This is a genomic window from Fictibacillus sp. 7GRE50, assembly GCF_015903875.1.
GTDB lineage: Bacteria > Bacillota > Bacilli > Bacillales > Fictibacillaceae > Fictibacillus > Fictibacillus phosphorivorans.
Map to the genome: position 1 here is coordinate 175,018 of NZ_JACZDW010000001.1, position 19,176 is coordinate 194,193.

Annotated in this window: 19 protein-coding genes; 2 read left to right on the forward strand and 17 right to left on the reverse strand. The window is 38.8% G+C overall.

All coding sequences use genetic code 11. The features are described from left to right. Positions 1-38: 38 nt before the first annotated feature. The 4 genes from ald to IHV12_RS00840 all read right to left on the reverse strand — a co-directional run bounded on the left by ald (position 39) and on the right by IHV12_RS00840 (position 4,231). Positions 39-1,160: an alanine dehydrogenase gene (ald, locus tag IHV12_RS00825; RefSeq protein ID WP_197189570.1), complete on the reverse strand. Its 1,122-nt coding sequence runs from the start codon at positions 1,158-1,160 to the stop codon at positions 39-41. Between the two features lie 256 nt (positions 1,161-1,416). Beyond that, on the reverse strand, positions 1,417-1,581 hold the full coding sequence (locus IHV12_RS00830; RefSeq protein WP_197131600.1) for a hypothetical protein: 165 nt from the start codon (positions 1,579-1,581) through the stop codon (positions 1,417-1,419). Between the two features lie 65 nt (positions 1,582-1,646). Continuing rightward, positions 1,647-3,032, reverse strand: coding sequence for an argininosuccinate lyase (gene argH, locus IHV12_RS00835; RefSeq protein ID WP_197131603.1), 1,386 nt, complete (start codon positions 3,030-3,032; stop codon positions 1,647-1,649). Further along, positions 3,029-4,231, reverse strand: a complete 1,203-nt coding sequence (locus tag IHV12_RS00840; RefSeq protein WP_197131605.1) for an argininosuccinate synthase — start codon at positions 4,229-4,231, stop codon at positions 3,029-3,031. Before IHV12_RS00840 ends, argH begins: the two co-directional genes overlap by 4 nt. Positions 4,232-4,444: 213 nt before the next feature. Between IHV12_RS00840 and IHV12_RS00845 the strand changes: the two genes are divergently transcribed. Continuing rightward, positions 4,445-4,759, forward strand: a complete 315-nt coding sequence (locus IHV12_RS00845; RefSeq protein WP_197131608.1) for a hypothetical protein — start codon at positions 4,445-4,447, stop codon at positions 4,757-4,759. A 152-nt stretch (positions 4,760-4,911) separates the two neighbouring features. On the opposite strand, the gene IHV12_RS00850 is transcribed toward IHV12_RS00845, so the two are convergent. From IHV12_RS00850 to IHV12_RS00885, 8 genes are all read right to left on the reverse strand, one after another. Next, entirely contained in the window at positions 4,912-5,418 is a 507-nt protein-coding gene (locus IHV12_RS00850; RefSeq protein WP_197189571.1) for a MogA/MoaB family molybdenum cofactor biosynthesis protein, read from the reverse strand. Positions 5,419-5,436: 18 nt separating this feature from the next. Next, positions 5,437-6,267: an EcsC family protein gene (locus tag IHV12_RS00855; protein ID WP_197189572.1), complete on the reverse strand. Its 831-nt coding sequence runs from the start codon at positions 6,265-6,267 to the stop codon at positions 5,437-5,439. Positions 6,268-6,343: 76 nt separating this feature from the next. Further along, positions 6,344-7,006 (reverse strand): GNAT family N-acetyltransferase, encoded by a 663-nt coding sequence (locus tag IHV12_RS00860; RefSeq protein WP_197189573.1) that lies wholly within the window; start codon positions 7,004-7,006, stop codon positions 6,344-6,346. A 145-nt stretch (positions 7,007-7,151) separates the two neighbouring features. Further along, complete coding sequence (locus IHV12_RS00865) at positions 7,152-8,339, reverse strand: acetate kinase (protein ID WP_137788653.1); 1,188 nt, start codon at positions 8,337-8,339, stop codon at positions 7,152-7,154. Between the two features lie 205 nt (positions 8,340-8,544). Beyond that, complete coding sequence (locus tag IHV12_RS00870; protein WP_197189574.1) at positions 8,545-9,543, reverse strand: class I SAM-dependent methyltransferase; 999 nt, start codon at positions 9,541-9,543, stop codon at positions 8,545-8,547. A 170-nt stretch (positions 9,544-9,713) separates the two neighbouring features. Then, positions 9,714-10,214, reverse strand: a complete 501-nt coding sequence (gene tpx / locus IHV12_RS00875; RefSeq protein WP_191752649.1) for a thiol peroxidase — start codon at positions 10,212-10,214, stop codon at positions 9,714-9,716. A gap of 88 nt (positions 10,215-10,302) precedes the next feature. Then, positions 10,303-10,755, reverse strand: a complete 453-nt coding sequence (ytfJ, locus tag IHV12_RS00880) for a GerW family sporulation protein (RefSeq protein ID WP_197189575.1) — start codon at positions 10,753-10,755, stop codon at positions 10,303-10,305. Between the two features lie 2 nt (positions 10,756-10,757). Further along, on the reverse strand, positions 10,758-11,426 hold the full coding sequence (locus tag IHV12_RS00885) for a DUF2953 domain-containing protein (RefSeq protein ID WP_197131627.1): 669 nt from the start codon (positions 11,424-11,426) through the stop codon (positions 10,758-10,760). Positions 11,427-11,578: 152 nt separating this feature from the next. Between IHV12_RS00885 and IHV12_RS00890 the strand changes: the two genes are divergently transcribed. Continuing rightward, positions 11,579-12,376, forward strand: coding sequence for an NAD kinase (locus IHV12_RS00890; RefSeq protein WP_197189576.1), 798 nt, complete (start codon positions 11,579-11,581; stop codon positions 12,374-12,376). A 68-nt stretch (positions 12,377-12,444) separates the two neighbouring features. Here IHV12_RS00890 and IHV12_RS00895 read toward each other — a convergent pair whose 3' ends face one another. The 5 genes from IHV12_RS00895 to IHV12_RS00915 form a co-directional block, all read right to left on the reverse strand. Beyond that, positions 12,445-14,037 carry an amidohydrolase gene (locus IHV12_RS00895; RefSeq protein ID WP_197189577.1) on the reverse strand — a complete coding sequence of 531 codons (1,593 nt, stop codon included), beginning with the start codon at positions 14,035-14,037 and terminating at the stop codon, positions 12,445-12,447. 95 nt (positions 14,038-14,132) lie between these two features. After that, positions 14,133-15,707 carry an acyl-CoA synthetase MbcS gene (mbcS, locus tag IHV12_RS00900; RefSeq protein ID WP_197189578.1) on the reverse strand — a complete coding sequence of 525 codons (1,575 nt, stop codon included), beginning with the start codon at positions 15,705-15,707 and terminating at the stop codon, positions 14,133-14,135. A gap of 129 nt (positions 15,708-15,836) precedes the next feature. Further along, a complete protein-coding gene (locus IHV12_RS00905) occupies positions 15,837-16,022 on the reverse strand; it encodes an alpha/beta-type small acid-soluble spore protein (protein WP_066243771.1) in 186 nt (61 codons plus the stop codon). Between the two features lie 635 nt (positions 16,023-16,657). Next, on the reverse strand, positions 16,658-17,869 hold the full coding sequence (thiI, locus tag IHV12_RS00910) for a tRNA uracil 4-sulfurtransferase ThiI (RefSeq protein ID WP_197190330.1): 1,212 nt from the start codon (positions 17,867-17,869) through the stop codon (positions 16,658-16,660). A gap of 5 nt (positions 17,870-17,874) precedes the next feature. Beyond that, positions 17,875-19,017, reverse strand: coding sequence for a cysteine desulfurase family protein (locus IHV12_RS00915; RefSeq protein WP_197189579.1), 1,143 nt, complete (start codon positions 19,015-19,017; stop codon positions 17,875-17,877). Between the last annotated feature and the right edge of the window lie 159 nt (positions 19,018-19,176).

Sequence of the window (19,176 nt, forward strand, 5' to 3'; positions counted from 1 at the left end):
AGAGAAAAGGAATATTGGACTTTTTCGTTTGTTATCTTTTAGTTAGATTTTAGAATAGATACGGCATCTTTATAATCTAGTTGATGCGCTTCAGCAACCGCCTTATACGTTACAAATCCATCCAACGTATTGATACCTTTTAGTAGAGCTTCATTATCTAAACACGCTTTAACATAACCTTTGTTTGCGATTTGAAGAGCATACGGTACTGTAACGTTAGTCAGACCAATTGTCGAGGTTCTAGGGACAGCGCCTGGCATGTTAGCTACAGCATAGTGAAGAACACCATGCTTTTCATATGTTGGATTATCATGTGTAGTGATTCGATCAACCGTTTCAAAAATTCCACCTTGATCAATGGCAACATCTACGATTACAGCCCCTGGCTGCATGCCTTTAATCATCTCTTCGGTAACAAGTTTAGGTGCCCTTGCCCCAGGAATTAAGACAGCCCCAATAACTAATGCTGACTCTTGAACGGCGAGAGCTATATTTAACGGATTGGATATGAGCGTATTGATCTCAACACCAAAGATATCATCGAGCTGACGAAGACGTTCTGGGTTTAAATCGATGATTGTTACATCTGCTCCTAGACCCATAGCAATTTTAGCCGCATTCGTCCCGACTACTCCGCCTCCGATAACTGTTACTTTGCCGCGTCTTACACCAGGAATTCCACTTAGGAGGATACCTAGACCGCCTTTTGGCTTTTCTAAAAATTGTGCTCCTATTTGAGCAGCCATTCTTCCTGCTACTTCACTCATCGGTGTAAGCAAAGGTAGCGTTCCGTTTGGCAACTGAACCGTTTCGTACGCAATACCCACTACTTTATTATCTGTTAATGCTTTCGTTAGTTCCGGCTCTGGTGCAAGATGTAAATAGGTGAACAAAATTAAACCTTCACGGAAGAAGCAGTACTCCTCAGGAAGCGGCTCTTTTACTTTCATGACCATGTCCATCGACCAGGCTTGAGTTGGTGTTTCAACGATAACACCACCAGCACTTTCATATTCTTCATCTGTAAAACCTGATCCGATCCCTGCGCCTTTTTGAATAAAGACCTCATGACCTGATGCCACAAGGTTCAATACTCCTGCTGGTGTCATCGCTACACGATTTTCATTATTCTTTATCTCAGTCGGTATACCTATTTTCATATTTCAACCTCCTTTATATCACATGGAAATTTTTTCATTATTCTATAGTTAACATACCACCAAAAATTCAAAATAAAAAGTTGAATTTTATTTGAATATGAACATAGTTAAGACAGCATTAAGATGCCCTAAATGGAAAAAGAACATTCTAGTTTTTAGTATCGAGAAAAATTCAAAAGCTGCTAATAATCAGAGCAATCTTTTTTTAAGTACACAAAAAAGGATAGCTCGACTATACGAACTATCCTTTCTTCAGTTATGAGAGACTTTCTTCTTCATCTAACTTTGTTCTTTGCTGTCCTTGATCTACTTTATCAACGATTCCGCTTTGATAAGCTTCTGTTATCTGCTGATGAACAGTCATTTCACCTTCAGCATCATATTCAAGCTGTTGATTGGGACGTTTTTCATTCTCCATCATTCTTTCCTCCTTCACTTGCAAGACTTTAACCATAGTTTTAGTCTTCTGAGGAAAGTTCATTTGAGCTAATTATTGGAAACGGCCATTCTTGATTGTGCTGCATCAATCTGCTGGCGAACGGCTTCGAAGCCTGTTCCACCTTCAGAATTTCGTCTTTCTACAGCAGTTTTTGGAGATAGTGCATCAAACAAATCATTTTCAACGAGCGGACACCATTCCTGATATTCATCTAAAGATACATCAAGAAGGTAGCAGCCTTTTTGAATACATTGAAGGACCATCTGCCCCACTAATTCATGTGCTTCTCGAAATGGAATTCCTTTTTTCGCTAGGTAATCAGCAAGTTCTGTAGCATTAGAAAAGTCTTGATGAACGGCTTTATTCATCTTATCAACATGAATCTTTACTTCATTCATCATGCCCGTCATGATACTTAAGCATCCTTTTACTGTTTTTACCGTATCAAAAACAGGTTCTTTGTCTTCTTGCATGTCTTTATTGTATGCAAGTGGCAATCCCTTCATCAAGGTAAGTAGGGAGATCAACGAACCATATACTCTCCCACTCTTCCCACGAATCAATTCAGCCATATCAGGGTTCTTTTTTTGCGGCATCATGGAGCTACCTGTAGTGAAGCTATCACTGATCTCGATGAACCCGAATTCTTCTGAAGACCAAAGGATCAGTTCTTCACAAAAACGAGACAGATGCATCATGATCATTGATGCGTTGCTGCAGCATTCAATCGCAAAATCTCGATCACTCACAGCATCCAAGCTATTGAGATATTTATCTCTGAATCCTAGTTCGTTCATTGTAATGTTGCGGTCGATATCAAATGTTGTTCCCGCTAAAGCCCCAGCTCCAAGAGGCAAAATATCACTACGCTTTAGACTATCTTGCAGTCTTCCTTTATCTCGATCAAGCATCCAGAAATATGCTAAAAGATGATGAGCAAATGAGACGGGCTGAGCACGCTGAAGATGTGTATACCCCGGGATGATCGTCTCTACATGTTCTTCTGCAAGATTCAACAGAGATTTTTGCAATTCTTCTATATGATCCATGATCAATATGGTTTCTTCTTTAACATACAGATGGAAATCTGTTGCAACTTGATCATTTCGACTTCTTGCTGTATGAAGTTTGCCGCCATCAGACCCAATTTTGTCTGTTAATAATTTTTCAAGGTTCAAATGAATGTCTTCATATTTAACTGAATAAGTAAGCTCCCCTTCTTCCACTTCAGACTGAAGAGAAAGCAAACCATTCTTAATATTTTCATAAGCACTCTTATCAATTATCTTACATTGGAAAAGCATCTTAGCATGAGCCAGACTTCCTTTAATATCTTGACCGGCCAATTGCTGATCAAAAGAGATGGATGCTCCAAACTCATCTACCCATTCTTCAGGCTGTTTTGAGAAACGTCCTCCCCACAACTTCTTCACACTTTCACCTCATTTTTTTGAACCATGCTGCTTACTTTTGTAGGAAGTCCCCATAAAGAGATAAATCCTTTCGCAGCTGTATGATCAAAAGCATCGTCTGATGTATATGTTGCTAGTTTTTCGTCATAAAGGGAATAAGGTGATTTTCTTCCTTCGACGATCGCATGACCTTTAAAGAATTTAACACGTACCGTACCTGTTACATGTTTTTGTGTTTCATCTAAAAAGGCTTTTAATGATGCATTTAGCGGTGAGAACCATAAACCTTCATAGATCAGTTCAGTCATCTTCTTTTCAATGATCGGTTTAAAGTGAGCGACTTCTTTAACTAATGTTAGATCTTCAAGCTCTTTATGTGCTTTGATAAGTGTTGTTGCCGCTGGGCATTCGTAAACTTCACGGGATTTTATTCCTACTAATCTATTTTCGACATGGTCGATTCGTCCAACACCATGAGCGCCTCCCCATTCGTTCAACTGATTTATCAGAACATCTAATGTAACATTCTGACCGTTCAGTGAAACAGGTACACCTTGTTCAAATCCAATTTCGACGACCTGCGGCTCATTTGGCGTATGTTCAAGAGCAACAGTCATCTCATAAGCTTCTTCTGGCGGAGCAGCCCACGGATCTTCTAAGATTCCACATTCATTGCTTCTTCCCCATAGATTCTGATCTATTGAGAACGGATTTTCCTTTTTGATCGGTACAGGAATATCATGATCTTTCGCATATTGAATCTCTTCTTCTCGCGACCAGCTCCACTCACGAACTGGTGCTAGAACCTCAAGATCAGGTGCTAGTGCAGCGACAGAAACTTCAAAGCGGACTTGGTCGTTTCCTTTCCCGGTACATCCATGAGCAACTGCTGTAGCTCCATATTTCTTAGCTGTTTCTACTAGCTTTTTCGCGATCAACGGTCTGCTTAATGCAGAGATAAGTGGATATTTCCCTTCATATAATGCATGTGATTGTAGAGCGACTAATGCATATTCATCAGCGTATTCCTTTTGAACATCAAGTACGATCGATTCTGATGCTCCGATTGATAACGCCTTTGATTGTATAAAAGGAAGGTCTTTTCCTTCCCCTACATCCAAGCATAATGCAATGACTTCGTATCCTTTATCCGCTAGCCACGGAATCGCAACAGATGTATCTAACCCTCCAGAATAAGCTAAAACTACCTTTTTCCCCATATGAAATCTCTCCTTTTGTTATAGACAAAAATGAATAATTATTTATTTTTATACATTTTTGTTTATAAAAATACCATTTATGATAGTTCATACTATAACAAAAACATCACAGGAATTGCAAGGTTATTCTTTAAAATGAATAAAAATAACATTTGATTTTTAACTACCATCAACACCCACCCTTTTGTACAATAGGATTAGAGGTGATTTCAGTTGCAGAATGACTTTGTTTGGGATGAAAGACTTGGAATCTTTGTTCCACATTTAAATAAAGCGTGGGAAAAGTACGATACATCCACTCAAGAAGCAATCATGTTGCATTGGGAAAGGATCAGAGGAAGAATTCCGGACCGAATCGGAGAGATCGAACGGAAAATTAACGAGCTGCAAGATCAATTATCGACTGAAGAACATTTTGAGGTCTCTTGCGAATTGAACAACAAAATCGCGAGCCTCGCTTCTGTCATAAACGATCTTTGGTTATGGTATCGATTGAATCAGAGTATAACATCCAAAATACACGATTAATTAAGGGGAATGCATATATGGTTCCCCTGACTTATTAGAAGTCTTCACATAAAAAAAAAGAGGATGCAAATGCATCCTCTTTTTTTGGGGCTGTTTTCGTATACAATGTCACTCTTTGAATGTAGTTGATGTCTACTCTTTAGCAAACAGCTTTATTTTTTTAGCTGTTGAACAACATGTGACAGCTCGGGGATGATCAATTTTTCCATGCCCAGTTTTACAGCACCTGACGAACCAGGGAGTGCAAATATCGCTGTCCTATCCTTAACTCCCGCTACTGCTCTGCTTAGCATCGCACCAGATCCAATATCTTCTGTATAACTTAACATGCGAAAAAGCTCACCAAAACCATTGATCTCTTTATCAAACAAATAGGATAACGATTCGATCGTTACATCTCTAGAAGCTATCCCTGTGCCTCCATTAAAAAGCACAACATCAATGTCTTCGTTCTGTATGCCGTATTCTGCAGCATATCGTATAGACTTCATATCATCTTTTACAATTCTATATTCAGAAATCTTATGATGATTTTTCTCTAAAAAAGAATGTATCAATTTGCCGCTCTTATCTGTTTTTTCATTACGTGTATCACTAACGGTTACGATCATGCATCTAACAACTTCTGGAGCTAGAGCTTTATGTTCTTGAACACTCATGAATGCAACACCTGTTTCTTAATATTTTTCGTAAAGATATCTTTTTTGATAAAACTTGTGTGCAATTTCTGTAATCTTTCTCGACTGTTGATAGTTCATAATAGCACCCAATGCCATACCGAAGATCGGCAGACCTTGAGTGAGCTTCTTTCTGAGAAGGAGAATTGCCATCATCTTCACAGCTTGCTGTATCGGATGAGACATCCAGGACACATCTGCAATCACATCTTTTCCTGCATAAAAAATCGGATCTTCTTCCTCTCTGATCTCAACCATCAGTTCGTCCCACTTTTCCTGCTGAAAACGCTTTGGCATCGTGGCTGCATGATAGACTTTTAAGGAGCGCATCATTTCTGCAGGTCTTTGTATATCATATCCATAGTGCATCGCGATAGATTGCACAGAGCGAATTCCTAGAGCAACCATTGCAGGCAGGTCTGTACCTAAGAAGAGAAGTCCTCCTGTACCTGCGAGTCCTCCTTGAGAGAATGACAACAGTCTGTTTCTTGCGATCTGCTGGTCTGCCATATAAGACAACTGATCGATCGAACACTTTTTCAGATCTTCAATTTCAAAGATATCGTCTCTAAAGACTCTAGCTTCAGACAACAGCCTTTGCTTCGTATCCAGTTGGAATTGTGAATTCTGAATAAGAGCATGAATATGAAACAGTGCAGAATCAACATACTCTCCTATCGTCTCTTGCATCTCGTCTGGAAGAAGGTCCATCTGCCTTGTTGCCCATTTTTCGTAAGTACGGCCAAAATCCGTTGGTTCATATGTAAAAAAATCTTCTTCCCACGCATTAATGTCCTGCCAGATCTGTTCTTCACGCTCTGTTAGTGCCATACATATCCTCCTTTAAAACCTTTTAAATAGTGTAGTATAAATTACTCTTAAAGTAAAAAATCTGGAGTGATCAAACTCACAGAAAAGGATTTTTCCATTCCATCAATAAAGCATGATTAGACGATTCTTCATCCTCTAAATAATCTGGAATAACCATCAACGGATTTCTTCCACAGCGCATTAGAAACGAGATGACCGGATCATATAGCTCTCCACTGATCACTTTATCAGCATACTGTTGAGGAGAAAGAACATGGGAGTGCTGAGAAAATCCCGGCATCCTTCCGCCACCTAGCAATCGCTCCAATTTAAGGTGAATGACCGTTTCGTACAAAGCCTGCATAAGAAGCTTGCCTAAATTTAATTTCCGATAGGATGGCCGTATACAAATATCTACAACATAAAGAGTATTCCCATTTTGATCATGATTCGTAATATAGCCATTACTGGTTATCTCTTCCCACGTATGCTGTGGATGTTTTAAATCATAATCCACGAGCAAACTTGTTATGGATCCAGCAACAACTCCATCGATCTCTACACATAGTGCGCCGTTTGAAAAGAGTGAGGTATGATTATGTAATTGTTCTTCATTCCATAATAATTCTTTTGGAAACGGAGGAGGAAAGCTTTCTTTTTGAATGGCAAGGAGTTCAGCAAAATCTTTTTGTTCATAATTTCGAACGACAGCCTTTACATTTCGATTGTTCAAGTAAAGATATTGTTCCTTTATGTACATTTTCAGCCACCCTCTTTTACAAACTGATCGTTATTTATTTACTCATTAGATGGTTTACGCTAAACGACTCCATATTCCTCCTTACACTTGCATATCTAAGCATAAAAAAACAGCCTTTTCCGGGGGGAAAAGACTGTCTCTATCACTACATCGCATAGCGCATTGTATCACGCGCGATCATTACTTCTTCATTTGTAGGAATGACGATAACTTTTACTGGTGAGTGAGGATAGCTGATGAATGCCTCTTTACCACGAACTTGGTTAAGAGCAGGATCCCAATATACTCCCATGAACTCTAAGCCACGAAGTACGCGCTCACGTACAGCTGTACTGTTCTCACCGATACCAGCAGTAAAGATGATCGCGTCGATTCCAGCCATTCTCGCTGCATAAGATCCGATATATTTATGGATACGGCTAGCAAAAACTTCTAATGCAAGTTCAGCACGTTCGTTTCCTTTTTCTGCTTCACTTTCAATGTCGCGAAGGTCAGAGGAGAACCCAGAAACTCCAAGCATTCCACTCTTATTGTTCAATACATTAATTACTTCTTCAGCGCTTTGACCTGTTTTTTGCATGATATAAGGAATCAATGACGGATCAATGTTACCGGAACGAGTTCCCATTGTAACACCTGCTAAAGGTGTGAAGCCCATAGATGTATCAATCGATTTTCCACCTTCGATCGCTGCGATACTTGCACCGTTACCTAAGTGGCATGATAATAGACGAAGTTGTTCAACCGGACGTCCAAGGAGCTCCGCAGCTCTCTCTGAAACATACTTATGACTTGTTCCATGGAATCCGTATTTACGAATACCATATTCTTCATAATACTCGTAAGGAAGGCTGTATAAGAATGATTTTTCAGGCATGGACTGATGGAAAGCCGTATCAAAAACAGCAACTGCTGGTACGTTAGGCAACACGTTCTTGAAAGCTTTAATTCCAACAACATTCGCTGGGTTGTGTAATGGCGCAAGATAAGAGATCTCTTCAATCTCATGTAAAATCTCATCTGTGATCAGAACAGAGTCGTTAAACTTCTCTCCACCATGCACAACACGATGACCAATTCCTTCAATCTCATCTAGAGAAGAAATGATGTTATGTTTTACTAATTTATCTAAAAGCATAGATACTGCTTCTGAGTGATCTTGGATATCTTTAATTTCTTTTACTTTTTCACCGTTAACTTCGATTGTGAAAACTGAGTCATTTAATCCGATACGTTCTACAAGTCCTTTAGTCAGTACTTCTTCTTCAGGCATTTGAAGCAACTGAAATTTTAAGGACGAGCTTCCGGCGTTAATTGCAATAATTTTAGCCAAAATAGCCATCTCCTTCATATTCAATGAAATAGTAGGGTGTGAACTCACACTTCCATCTCACTTGAAACTATAATCCTTCCTTATTTAAACATTGACCCTTATTAATATCAAGGTTGTAAAACGCTTACACCTTATATTCATGCAATTCAGACTTGAATCCGTTTGCAATTCCATGAAAAAAACAGCATAGGATAGACCCACGCTGTTATTTTTCACGTTCCCACTCTGTTTTAAACCACTCATTAATCTGTTCCATAACATTTCCTAATCCACTCTTATTTGAGAAGGATGGAAGCTGAGCAAGCATCGCTTGTTTAGGCTTGATCGCACCTTCTCCATTCTTTTGAAGAATCAGGATACTTTTCGCATGTACGGAGGACTTGAATAATGATTCAGGTAGCTGAAGAAGACCAAGTACGGTTACTGTTTCCTTCATCCAACTTTTGAATAAGTCCGCTTGTTCACTTTCAAACAGGTTGTTCGGCACGATAAAAATCCCAATGCCAGTTTCTTTCAAATGATGAACCGCTTGCTCGATGATTAAGTGATGTGCATAAGTATGTCCTTCTTTTTCATAAACTTTAAAGGCTTTAGCGGCTTCGTCGTCTGGATAATATCCTACAGGCAAGTCGGCTACTACAATATCAACAGGATCAGCATAAAGCGGTTTGATCACATCTTGATGAAAAAGCTCTAACTTATGCTTTTGGATATTCGCATTGACCCAAGCTAATCGCAAAAGAGTTTCATCCACTTCTACTCCAAACGAAACACACTCTTTGTCTTTCAACTGGTTCATTACAGCTGTTAGCAAGTTCCCTGAACCAACTACAGGATCTAACAACGTAAGATTTTCGGATTGTTTCATGAATTTTTGAACAAGATATCCAGCGAATAATGCAACCGCATCTGGTGTCATCGCATGGTGTGGTTGTACAGCTTCTTTCATGCCTTTAAGTACAGCCAACTGGAAAGCCTTGCGCGTTTCTTCTTTACCGAATTCTGTAACGTTCACTTTTTTGTATTCATCTGTTAACACAGTTGTTAATTCTTTCGGGTATTCTTTTGGTATCTCCTGAAAGAACAGGTTTTCTCCTGATTCCACAAGAGCGTCTAAATAAGGCAGTTCAAGTTTATCCTTAATTGCCGTCGCTGTATTGTCGAGAACAACAAACAGCTTTTCTACATCTTTAAAAGAACTCATATTTAGCTTCCTCCTAAGTTTTCACAGGAAACATTTTAGCAAACTACGTACAGGATATACAATCATTAACTTCTATTGCTTGTAAAATGAATGGATTCTGCTGGATTCTATCCCTTTTAAACAAAAAAATCTCCGGTATATTAAACGCTATACCGGAGATGTCTGATTGCTTATTTCGCTGCTTTAGCTGCTTCGATCGCTGCTTCGTAATTCGGATGGCTCGTAACTTCGTCTACGTATTCTACATACGTAACTTTATCAGAGCTATCAATAACAAATACGGAGCGTGCAAGAAGACGAAGTCCCTCGATCGCAACGCCGTATGCTTTACCGAACGAAAGATCACGGTGATCGGATAGCGTTTGAACATTTTCAATACCTGCTGCAGCACACCATCTTTTTTGTGCAAAAGGCAAGTCCACTGATACCGTTAATACTTTAACGTTATCCAGCTTAGATGCTTCTTCATTAAAACGACGCACTTCAGCATCACATACGCCTGTATCAACTGAAGGAACAGCAGCGATCAAACGTACACTTCCTTTAGAATCTGCAAGGCTGACTTCAGACATGTCGTTTGCCAGCACTTTAAAATCTGGAGCTTGGTCCCCTACTTTTACTTCATTTCCTAGTAATGTCACTGGTTTTTCTTTAAATGTTACAGCCATGATTATATTCCTCCTTTAAGGTATAAATTATGTACTTTCCCTTTCATCTTAAAGCAATGCAGAAAAAAAAGCTAACGAGATGTTAGCTTTTTTAAAACTCATGTGTTTGTGTACTTGATGGACCATTATTATGTTTGTTCTTGTTCATCATATGCTGTAGCTTATCAATCACACCAGGTGCTAGATCTAAGATTCTCTCATACAGATGCGTACTATTATCTAAGTGGATCGTCTTGATCCCTGTATTGCTTACTACTAAGAATGCAATCGGAGTAATAGAAACTCCTCCTCCACTCCCTCCACCAAAAGGCATCTCCTTTGATTGACTAGATGAACCTTGTTGTGTGGAAGAATTACGGGATTCTTCCTGTCCACCGAACTCACTTCCACCTGCTGCAAATCCAAACCCTACTTTTGATACAGTAAGAATGACACTGCCGTCTGGTGTCTCTACAGGATCACCAATAATCGTATTTACATCGATCATTTCTTTTAAGTTTTCCATCGCGGTTTTCATTAAACCCTGGATCGGATGTTCACTCATTTTTACATGCCTCCAGTCATATATTCAGAATTCACCTTAGCCGAACGACTTACTATTCGCCAGGACTTTAAGATTTTCAACATAACGACAATAGCATGCCCGATTTTGAATGAAATCATACAAGAAAAGCGCGTTTCACTATGCATCCCCTGAAAAACAGGAACAACAGATACATTCGGAGATTCTTCAAGTTTAAAAAACGTATTGAGCACTTGTATCGCTATTCCTTTAAAACCCCATACTGCTCCTGCTGCAATGGCAGACGAAGAAGCTTCTCCGAGTCCGATTGCACTGTGCCATTCTACTTTTTTCATCCTCATCTTCTTCAAAAATGCAGCGAGTATTTGATAAAAGTGGTTTATATGCTTTAGCATCTTTTTAAATGATTGATATTGATTTTTTAGTTGTAAGAACGTAATCTTCTTCTTTTCTTTTTTCTGTCCGAGCGTCGTTTCTTTTTCTTCTCTTATCTTTACAGAGTGATCTTGAGCATCTACCATGATTAGAGGTACATTCAATTTATATTTTAAAAAATGATACATTTTAAAATTGATCTGAATGTTACTATTATCATTTCGATGAACGAAATAAATGGAGATGTGGATCGTTGAAAGACTTATCACGATTAATAAAAATAGTAAGATACCTATTATGATTGTAAACCAAACCATACATGTTCTCCCCTTCTGTTATCTTTTCATTATAGGCAGAGCGCATTCAATCTAAACCTTAAGAAGTCTGTCTGTTACAATAGAATTAGGAATTTGATCTCATCACTCAGAACAAAATAGTGAAGCAGAGAAATTAAGGGAGGAAAGCAATTATGGCTGTTCGTAATAAAATTTTCTTTTTTTACAAAAAGGAAGAAAGCACTTTAGAAAAGATCAACCAATTACTATCATTAGCCATAACAGAGGGGTTCGAAGTAGTTGAAGATGAGCAGGAAGCAAACATCATAGCTAGCATCGGTGGTGATGGCACCTTCTTACAAGCAGTCCGTAAGACTGGTTTCAGAGATGATTGTCTTTATGTAGGTGTGAGTACACTTGAGAATGAATTTTATTGCGATTTTCATATCGATGATCAAGCGGGTATGATTGAAGCGATGAAAAACGAACAAGTTGAAGTTAGAAAATACCCTGCTCTATCTGTAACCATTGATGGTCAAGGGTCGTTCTTCTGCTTAAACGAATGTTCTCTTCGTTCTTCCATTATTCGAACTCTTGAGATTGACGTCTTCATCGATGATCTATATTTTGAAACCTTCCGTGGGGATGGAATGATCATTTCGACACCTACTGGTAGTACAGCTTACAATAAGTCAGTTAACGGTGCGGTCGTTGACCCGATGCTAGCTTGCTATCAAATCAGTGAACTCGCTTCGTTAAATAACAATCACTACCGCACGTTAGGTTCATCGTTTATACTCAGTGATAACCGTAAGATGACATTAAAGATCAAGCATGATAACAGCCATTATCCGATCATCGGAATGGATAATGAAGCAATGAGTATTAAGCATTGTGAGACATTGAATTTTGAGCTCACAACTAAAAGAATCAAGACTGTAAAATTAAAAGACAATTCATTTTGGCATAAAGTAAAAAGAAGCTTTTTGTAGAAGATAAACAACCAAATAAAACAGCTTGCATCATCTGCAAGCTGTTTTTTTGGTTCATGATTCGCGTTCTACAAACCCTGGTTCTCATAGACAATATCACCATCTACAATTGTAAGTACAACCTTAGATTTTAAGATCTCATCTTCTGAAACTTCAAATAGATCTTGATCTAATACAGTAAAGTCAGCTAAATATCCTTTTTTAATGACCCCTTTAACATCTTCTTGCATAATGGCAGAAGCACTTCCGACAGTATATAATGATATCGCTTCAAACCTTGTTAATTTTTGCTCTGGAACATAACCTTCATGACTCTCCCCTGGTTTTCTTCGTGTTACTGCAGCAAATATTCCAAGAAGCGGATCCACTGGTTCAATAGGAGCATCAGAGCCACCTGCACAAATTAGTTTTTCATCGATCAATCTTCTGAAAGGAAAAGCATTTGGAATTCGATCCGTACCGAGTCGTTCGATCAACCATGGAAAGTCTGATGCTACAAATCCTGGTTGAATATCTAGTATGACTGGAAGTTGTTTCATTTCTGCAATTAAATTATCATCTACAAGTCCAACATGAATTAGGCGATCTCTGCCTTCCTTTGCAGGGTGATTTTTTATCGCTTCAATCGTTTGTTTCAATGCCATATCACCAATCGTATGTACAGCAACATTCATATAATACTCTCTCGCTTTTTGAACAAGTTTAGCTAGATCAATATCTGCATGGATTGATACACCTGAGGTTTCCGGTGCATCATTATAAGGCTGAGATAGCCAAGCGGTCCGGCCTCCAAAAGCTCCATCTGCAAATATTTTCAATGCCCCATACTCTACGAAAGGCAACTCATATTCCTTTTTAACATTCTTGAAGTCTTCAAAGGCTTCATGATGCACCAATAGATGAGCTCGAAACTTAATCTCTTCTCCATCAATGACAGTTCGATAAGCACTCAACGGCCTTTCTACATACCCATAATAGCTTAAGTCTTCCGAATGACCTCCTGTTAATCCTAATGAAAGTAAATGTTTGATAGAGGTTTTTAAGGCCGTATTCAAATAGTTCTGTGAAGCTTCTGGCACAGCTTTCTTTACAAGTTCTGCAGCACTATCATGTAACAGCCCTGTTGCTTCTCCATCATTATCTCTTACGATAATTCCACCAGGAGGATCGATCGTCTCCTTAGTGATACCTGCCAATTCTAAAGCTTTCGTGTTCGCTAAAAATGCATGCCGACACACTCTGGATAGAAGAACAGGTCGTCCACCTGAAATACCATCTAATTCTTGCCTATGAAAAATCTTACGGTCGATAAAATTGTTCTCATTCCATCCTTCTCCAATCAACCATTCATCGGATGTAAGTGTAGTTGCTTTTTCTCTCAGAGCACGTTCCATCTCTTCAGCAGAAGTCATTTCTGAGAGATCGAGTTTTATCAACTTTTCACCATGACCGATCAAGTGTAGATGACTGTCCACAAATCCCGGATACATGAAGTTCTCATTTAGATCAACCCTTTTCGTAATATGCTCTCTAAATGTATTAGTTAGATGTTTTTCCGTTCCTGTTTTAATGATATGACCGTTCTCCACGTAAACAGCTTCAATATGTTCACCTTCGTTTGCCATCGTGTAGATTTTTCCGTTATAAAAGAGAGTCCCCAATTTATTTGACCACCTTTATTCATCTTCTTTTAAAAGTAGTATAACTTAAAAACCAAGCAAAAAAGCAGATAAGTTATCTGCTTTTTCCTTAAAAATCATCTTGATTTTGACGCTTCTAGCTGACGAAGCTCGATACGTCTGATCTTTCCTGAAGTTGTCTTTGGAAGATCATCAACATATTCTATGGATCTTGGGTATTTATATGGAGCTGTAAGTTCTTTTACGTGTTCTTGAAGTTCTTTTGTTAAGGCATCGTTACTTGCAGTATGATCTCGTAAAACAACAAACGCTTTAACAATATGACCACGTATTTCATCTGGACTTGCCACCACCGCACATTCTTTAACAGCTGGGTGCTTTACAAGTGCATCCTCTACTTCAAAAGGTCCAATCGTATACCCTGAGGAGATGATAATATCGTCGCCTCTGCCTTCGAACCATAAATAGCCTTCAGCATCTTTCTTCGCTTTATCACCCGTCACATAATAGTCACCACGAAAAGCCATCATCGTTCGATCACGATCTTTATAATATTCTTTAAACAGAGCAGGACAATTTTTATGAACGGCAATATCACCAACTTCTCCAGCAGCAACAGGTTTTCCGTTTTCATCAATGACATCAACATCATTTCCAGGCGTCGGCTTACCCATTGAACCTGGTTTGATCTCCATACCTTCCATCGTACCGACTAATAACGTATTCTCTGTTTGTCCATATCCGTCACGTACTTTAATATGGAAATATTTTTCGAACGTATCGATCACTTCTCGGTTTAACGGTTCTCCAGCCGATACAGCGCTCCTTAATTGTGGTAGCTTATATTGATCCAAATTATCTACTTTTGCCATTAAACGATATTCTGTTGGTGTACAACATAAAACAGAGATCTTCTGGTCTTGCAAAAGTGTTAAATATTTTTTCGGATCGAACTTACCTTGATAGACAAAACCGGTAGAACCAGTACCTAGAGTGGATAAAAAAGGACTCCAAATCCATTTTTGCCAACCAGGTCCCGCTGTTGCCCATACTTTGTCATCTTCTGATATGTTCAACCAGCTTTTAGCTGCCGTTCGAATATGCGCATACGCCCATCCGTGTGTATGAACGACACCTTTAGGCTGGCCGGTTGTACCTGATGTGTAGGATAAAAAAGCCATATCATCCTTCGCCGTTTCAGGTGCTTTATAGGAAACGCTTACATCATTCGTTATTGCTTGTAAGCTTAACCAGTTATCTGTTTCCCCGTTCGCACTAATTTTATATGTAAGTGTAGGCAAGTGGTCTTTGATCTCATTAACCTGCTCTGTAAATCGGTAATCCGCAATGATCGCTTTAGCTTCACTATGCTGAACACGGTAGCTCAGGTCCTTAGCTCTTAACATTTCCGAGCATGGAATAACAGAAATTCCAGCTTTCAAACAAGCGATATACACCGCATACGTTTCAATCAGTCGCGGCATGATGATCAGAACTCTATCACCTTTAGCCAGTCCAAGTTCTTCTAAAGAATTTGCAATTTGATTCGCTCTGTCTAGGAGCTTCTTATATGTAATCTCCTCTGTAATACCTTGTTCATCCATCCAGATTAAAGCTTTTTTTTCAGGGTTTAAAGCATACTTTTCCATTTCTTCTGTTAAATTATAAATGTTTGGAGCAATCAAGTTCATTTACTTCACCCTTTCAATTCATGTTGTTCTTTACCATTATAATATATTTTAGAAAATTTTTAAAATTTAGTCATATATGTACAAAAATAAAAGGAGCGGGGATAACCCGCTCCGTTAGCCATTTGCTATTTATTTAGAGTATCCACCTAGAGCTTGAGCTACTAGACGCTTAGTGATTTCTCCACCTACAGATCCGTTAGCACGTGAAGTTGAATCTGGTCCAAGGTTTACACCGAATTCAGAAGCGATTTCATACTTCATTTGGTCTACAGCTTGTTGTGCACCTGGTACTACTAATTGGTTTTGGTTTGCCATGTTGTTTCACCTCCTTTGTACTAATAAGATGTGTCTAAATGGCCGATTCAATTCTTGGAAATTGTTGTGTGTGTTGCCATTTCGTATATTAGTTAAGAAGCAGGCTATTGAACGCAGTTGATTTCAGCACACACTTGCTAACTTCAGTTATAAAAATGACCACTTCAAGCTTGCTGTTGCATACTTGCTACTGCATCTAACAAGTCAATGCTTCCTCAGTACGCTTTCTCGTTGCATGCCTTCAAAAGTAGCTTCTCATGTAGCAGGCAAGCATCCTTGCACTCTAAGCAAATTGCAATGGACAGACAATCTGAATGCAAAAACAACAGCTCTATAAGTAAAAAAAGCCTGCACAATATGCAGACTTTTGTTATGACTTACCTTGATTAACTTGTCATCAAGCTTTTAAAGTTAATAATCTTGATGTTTTTAAAGAGGCTGATTTATTTTGTAATTTTCTTCATTGACTAGTTGATTGGAGTGGAAGGTGCGAGACTCCTGCGGGACAGGTGGGCAGGTGAGACACTTAAAAGTGAAACGTTCGAATGTGGCTCACCGCCTGCCCCGCGGAAAGCGAGCAACCTGAAACGGAAATCAACTACTTTCAAGAACTAACAAAACACGCAAAAAATGCCTTAGAGTAAATCATCAAACGTTTCGTCCGTTGATTTCCCTTCTTCAAGAATCAGCGTCTCAACTTCATTAACCGCTTCTTCAATCAACTCTTCAAGGTTTTCAATATTTTTCTCAAACCGAATCGCTTTCTCACGCTTCGGCTTAGTCTTTGGTGCAGAAGGCAAGAAAATGGTACAGCAATCTTCATAAGGACGAATTGAAATCTCATATGTTCCAATTTTATGCGACAAATTCATGATCTCTAGCTTATCCATTGTAATAACAGGGCGAAGAATAGGCAGGTTTGTTACTTCATTGATCGCATACATGCTATGCATCGTCTGACTTGCAACTTGGCCGAGATTCTCTCCGTTCGCGATAGCCATCGCATGGTTGTTCTCCGCTAAACGCTCAGTGATTCTTAGCATTACTCTTCTCATGATTGTCATGCTATAACTAGACGGAATCTTATCTTTGATCGTTTGTTGAATTTTTGTAAAAGGTACAACATGAAGCTTGATCTTGCCTCCGCTATAGCGAGTGAGCTCTTGTGTCAGATCCACCACTTTTTGTTTTGCCCGTTCACTTGTAAATGGCGGACTATGAAAATGAACACCTTCAATACGAACACCACGCTTCATAGTCAAATATCCCGCTACTGGACTGTCAATACCACCTGAAAGCATTAGCATCGCTTTACCGCCAACACCTATCGGCAGACCGCCAGCTCCCTCAAATGATTTTGAGCTGATGTAAGTTCCTGTATCTTTTACTTCCACTTTTACATTTACATCTGGATTATGAACATCAACGGTTAAACCTTCCGTGTTTCTTAAAAGGTATCCTCCAACTTCTTGGTTAAGCTGCATGGAGTTAACTGGGAAGGACTTTAATGAGCGTTTACCAGTAACTTTAAACGTCTTCTTTCCTTCCATCGCTTCATTAAGAGCGATTAACGCTGCTTTCTGAATCGCTTCTAAGTCATTTTCAGATCTTACAGCTAAACTGATCGAGTGGATGCCAAAAATATCTTGTAAAGATTTGACGATAGGCTCATATGATTGGCCGTTTAACTCAATAACAATTCGGTCAAAGTGTTTTGACATATGCAGATCCTGAAACGGACGCATTTTTCTTTTTACTGTTTCAAAAAGCTGTGATTCGAAATGCCTTCTGTTCTTTCCTTTTAGTGATAATTCACCATAGCGTACGACTAAATGATCATAAATCATCTTCATTACCTCATTACCTTCTTAAAATTTATTAGTTCTTCTTTTAATATTTTTAAAGACAGTTCTGCTTCTTTCAAAGTGTTTCCATAGGAGGTACTCAAACGAATAGCCGTTGAAGCACGATTTTCTCCTAACCCCATCTCTAGTAAGATACGGCTAGCTCCACCTTGTTTTGATGAACATGCAGATCGAGTTGATACATAAACATCTCTTTTATCAAGTGAATGGATCAGCACTTCTGGTTTGATACCCTTCACTGAAAAATTAATAATGTGAGGAGCTGAGTACTTTAAAGATGTATTGATGTCTATTCCATCTATGGAACGCAACTCTTCAATTAAGAACTGTTTAATCTCAAGTAAATTTTCTTTCTTTTCTTTCATTTCTTGAAGAATTAACCTTAACGCTTTTGCCATAGCTACAATACCTGCAACATTTTCAGTCCCGGCTCTTTTCTTTAATTCTTGTTCTCCACCAGTGAATAAAGAAGAGACACTCACACCATTCTTCACAAATAGAATCCCATTTCCTTTTAAACCGTGAATTTTATGAGCAGATATCGTGCATAGATCAATCCCCCACTCCTTTAGTGGCAGGTCAACCTTACCGACACCTTGAACATTGTCGACATGGAAAAAAATCTTCGGATGCTCTTTCAAGATCTTACCTATCTCTTGAATAGGTTGTATCGTTCCCGTTTCGTTATTGACATGAATAAGTGAAACAAGAATCGTATCTGGCCGGATCGAACACTTAAGTTCTTCTAATGAAATCAAACCGTTGTGATCCACCGGAAGATACGTTACTTCGAAACCTTGTGATTCAAGATATTGAAAGGATTCATGACTCGATGCATGCTCAACAGAAGATGTTATAAGGTGTTTACCTCGATTTTGATGTTGAAAAGCAATCCCTTTGATCGCAATATTGTTGCCTTCTGTACCACCAGAGGTGAAAACGACTTCTGATGGAGCAACCTCCAGTAACTGAGCAATTGACTTTCTGGCCTGACCAAGCAATTTCTCAGCTTCGCCTCCTTTAGAATGAAGGGAAGATGGATTGGCAAAATACCTTTCTGACACCGTAACGAACGTATCAAGTACTTCCTTATATGGCTTTGTTGTTGCACTATTATCCAAATAAATCATTGTTGAATCCTCCAATTATCCATTCCAAACCGTTCTAAAACACACATTTCATTATCATACCATAATTTAGCTATCGTGCACATCTCCACTTATATCCTAGTTTTTGTTAACTCACTAAAATAAAATTCTTTTAAACAGCAAAAAAACTGCAGGAATTGA

Excerpts from the sequence above, each read along its gene's own strand:
- ald (WP_197189570.1), bottom strand. The coding sequence starts at position 1,160 with ATGAAAATAGGTATACCGACTGAGATAAAGAATAATGAAAATCGTGTA.
- IHV12_RS00840 (WP_197131605.1), bottom strand. The coding sequence starts at position 4,231 with ATGGGGAAAAAGGTAGTTTTAGCTTATTCTGGAGGGTTAGATACATCT.
- IHV12_RS00890 (WP_197189576.1), top strand. The coding sequence starts at position 11,579 with ATGGCTGTTCGTAATAAAATTTTCTTTTTTTACAAAAAGGAAGAAAGC.
- ytfJ (WP_197189575.1), bottom strand. The coding sequence starts at position 10,755 with ATGAGTGAACATCCGATCCAGGGTTTAATGAAAACCGCGATGGAAAAC.
- IHV12_RS00855 (WP_197189572.1), bottom strand. The coding sequence starts at position 6,267 with ATGGCACTAACAGAGCGTGAAGAACAGATCTGGCAGGACATTAATGCG.
- IHV12_RS00850 (WP_197189571.1), bottom strand. The coding sequence starts at position 5,418 with ATGAGTGTTCAAGAACATAAAGCTCTAGCTCCAGAAGTTGTTAGATGC.
- IHV12_RS00885 (WP_197131627.1), bottom strand. The coding sequence starts at position 11,426 with ATGGTTTGGTTTACAATCATAATAGGTATCTTACTATTTTTATTAATC.
- thiI (WP_197190330.1), bottom strand. The coding sequence starts at position 17,869 with ATGATTTATGATCATTTAGTCGTACGCTATGGTGAATTATCACTAAAA.
- IHV12_RS00860 (WP_197189573.1), bottom strand. The coding sequence starts at position 7,006 with ATGTACATAAAGGAACAATATCTTTACTTGAACAATCGAAATGTAAAG.
- IHV12_RS00915 (WP_197189579.1), bottom strand. The coding sequence starts at position 19,017 with ATGATTTATTTGGATAATAGTGCAACAACAAAGCCATATAAGGAAGTA.
- mbcS (WP_197189578.1), bottom strand. The coding sequence starts at position 15,707 with ATGAACTTGATTGCTCCAAACATTTATAATTTAACAGAAGAAATGGAA.
- IHV12_RS00870 (WP_197189574.1), bottom strand. The coding sequence starts at position 9,543 with ATGAGTTCTTTTAAAGATGTAGAAAAGCTGTTTGTTGTTCTCGACAAT.
- IHV12_RS00905 (WP_066243771.1), bottom strand. The coding sequence starts at position 16,022 with ATGGCAAACCAAAACCAATTAGTAGTACCAGGTGCACAACAAGCTGTA.
- IHV12_RS00830 (WP_197131600.1), bottom strand. The coding sequence starts at position 1,581 with ATGATGGAGAATGAAAAACGTCCCAATCAACAGCTTGAATATGATGCT.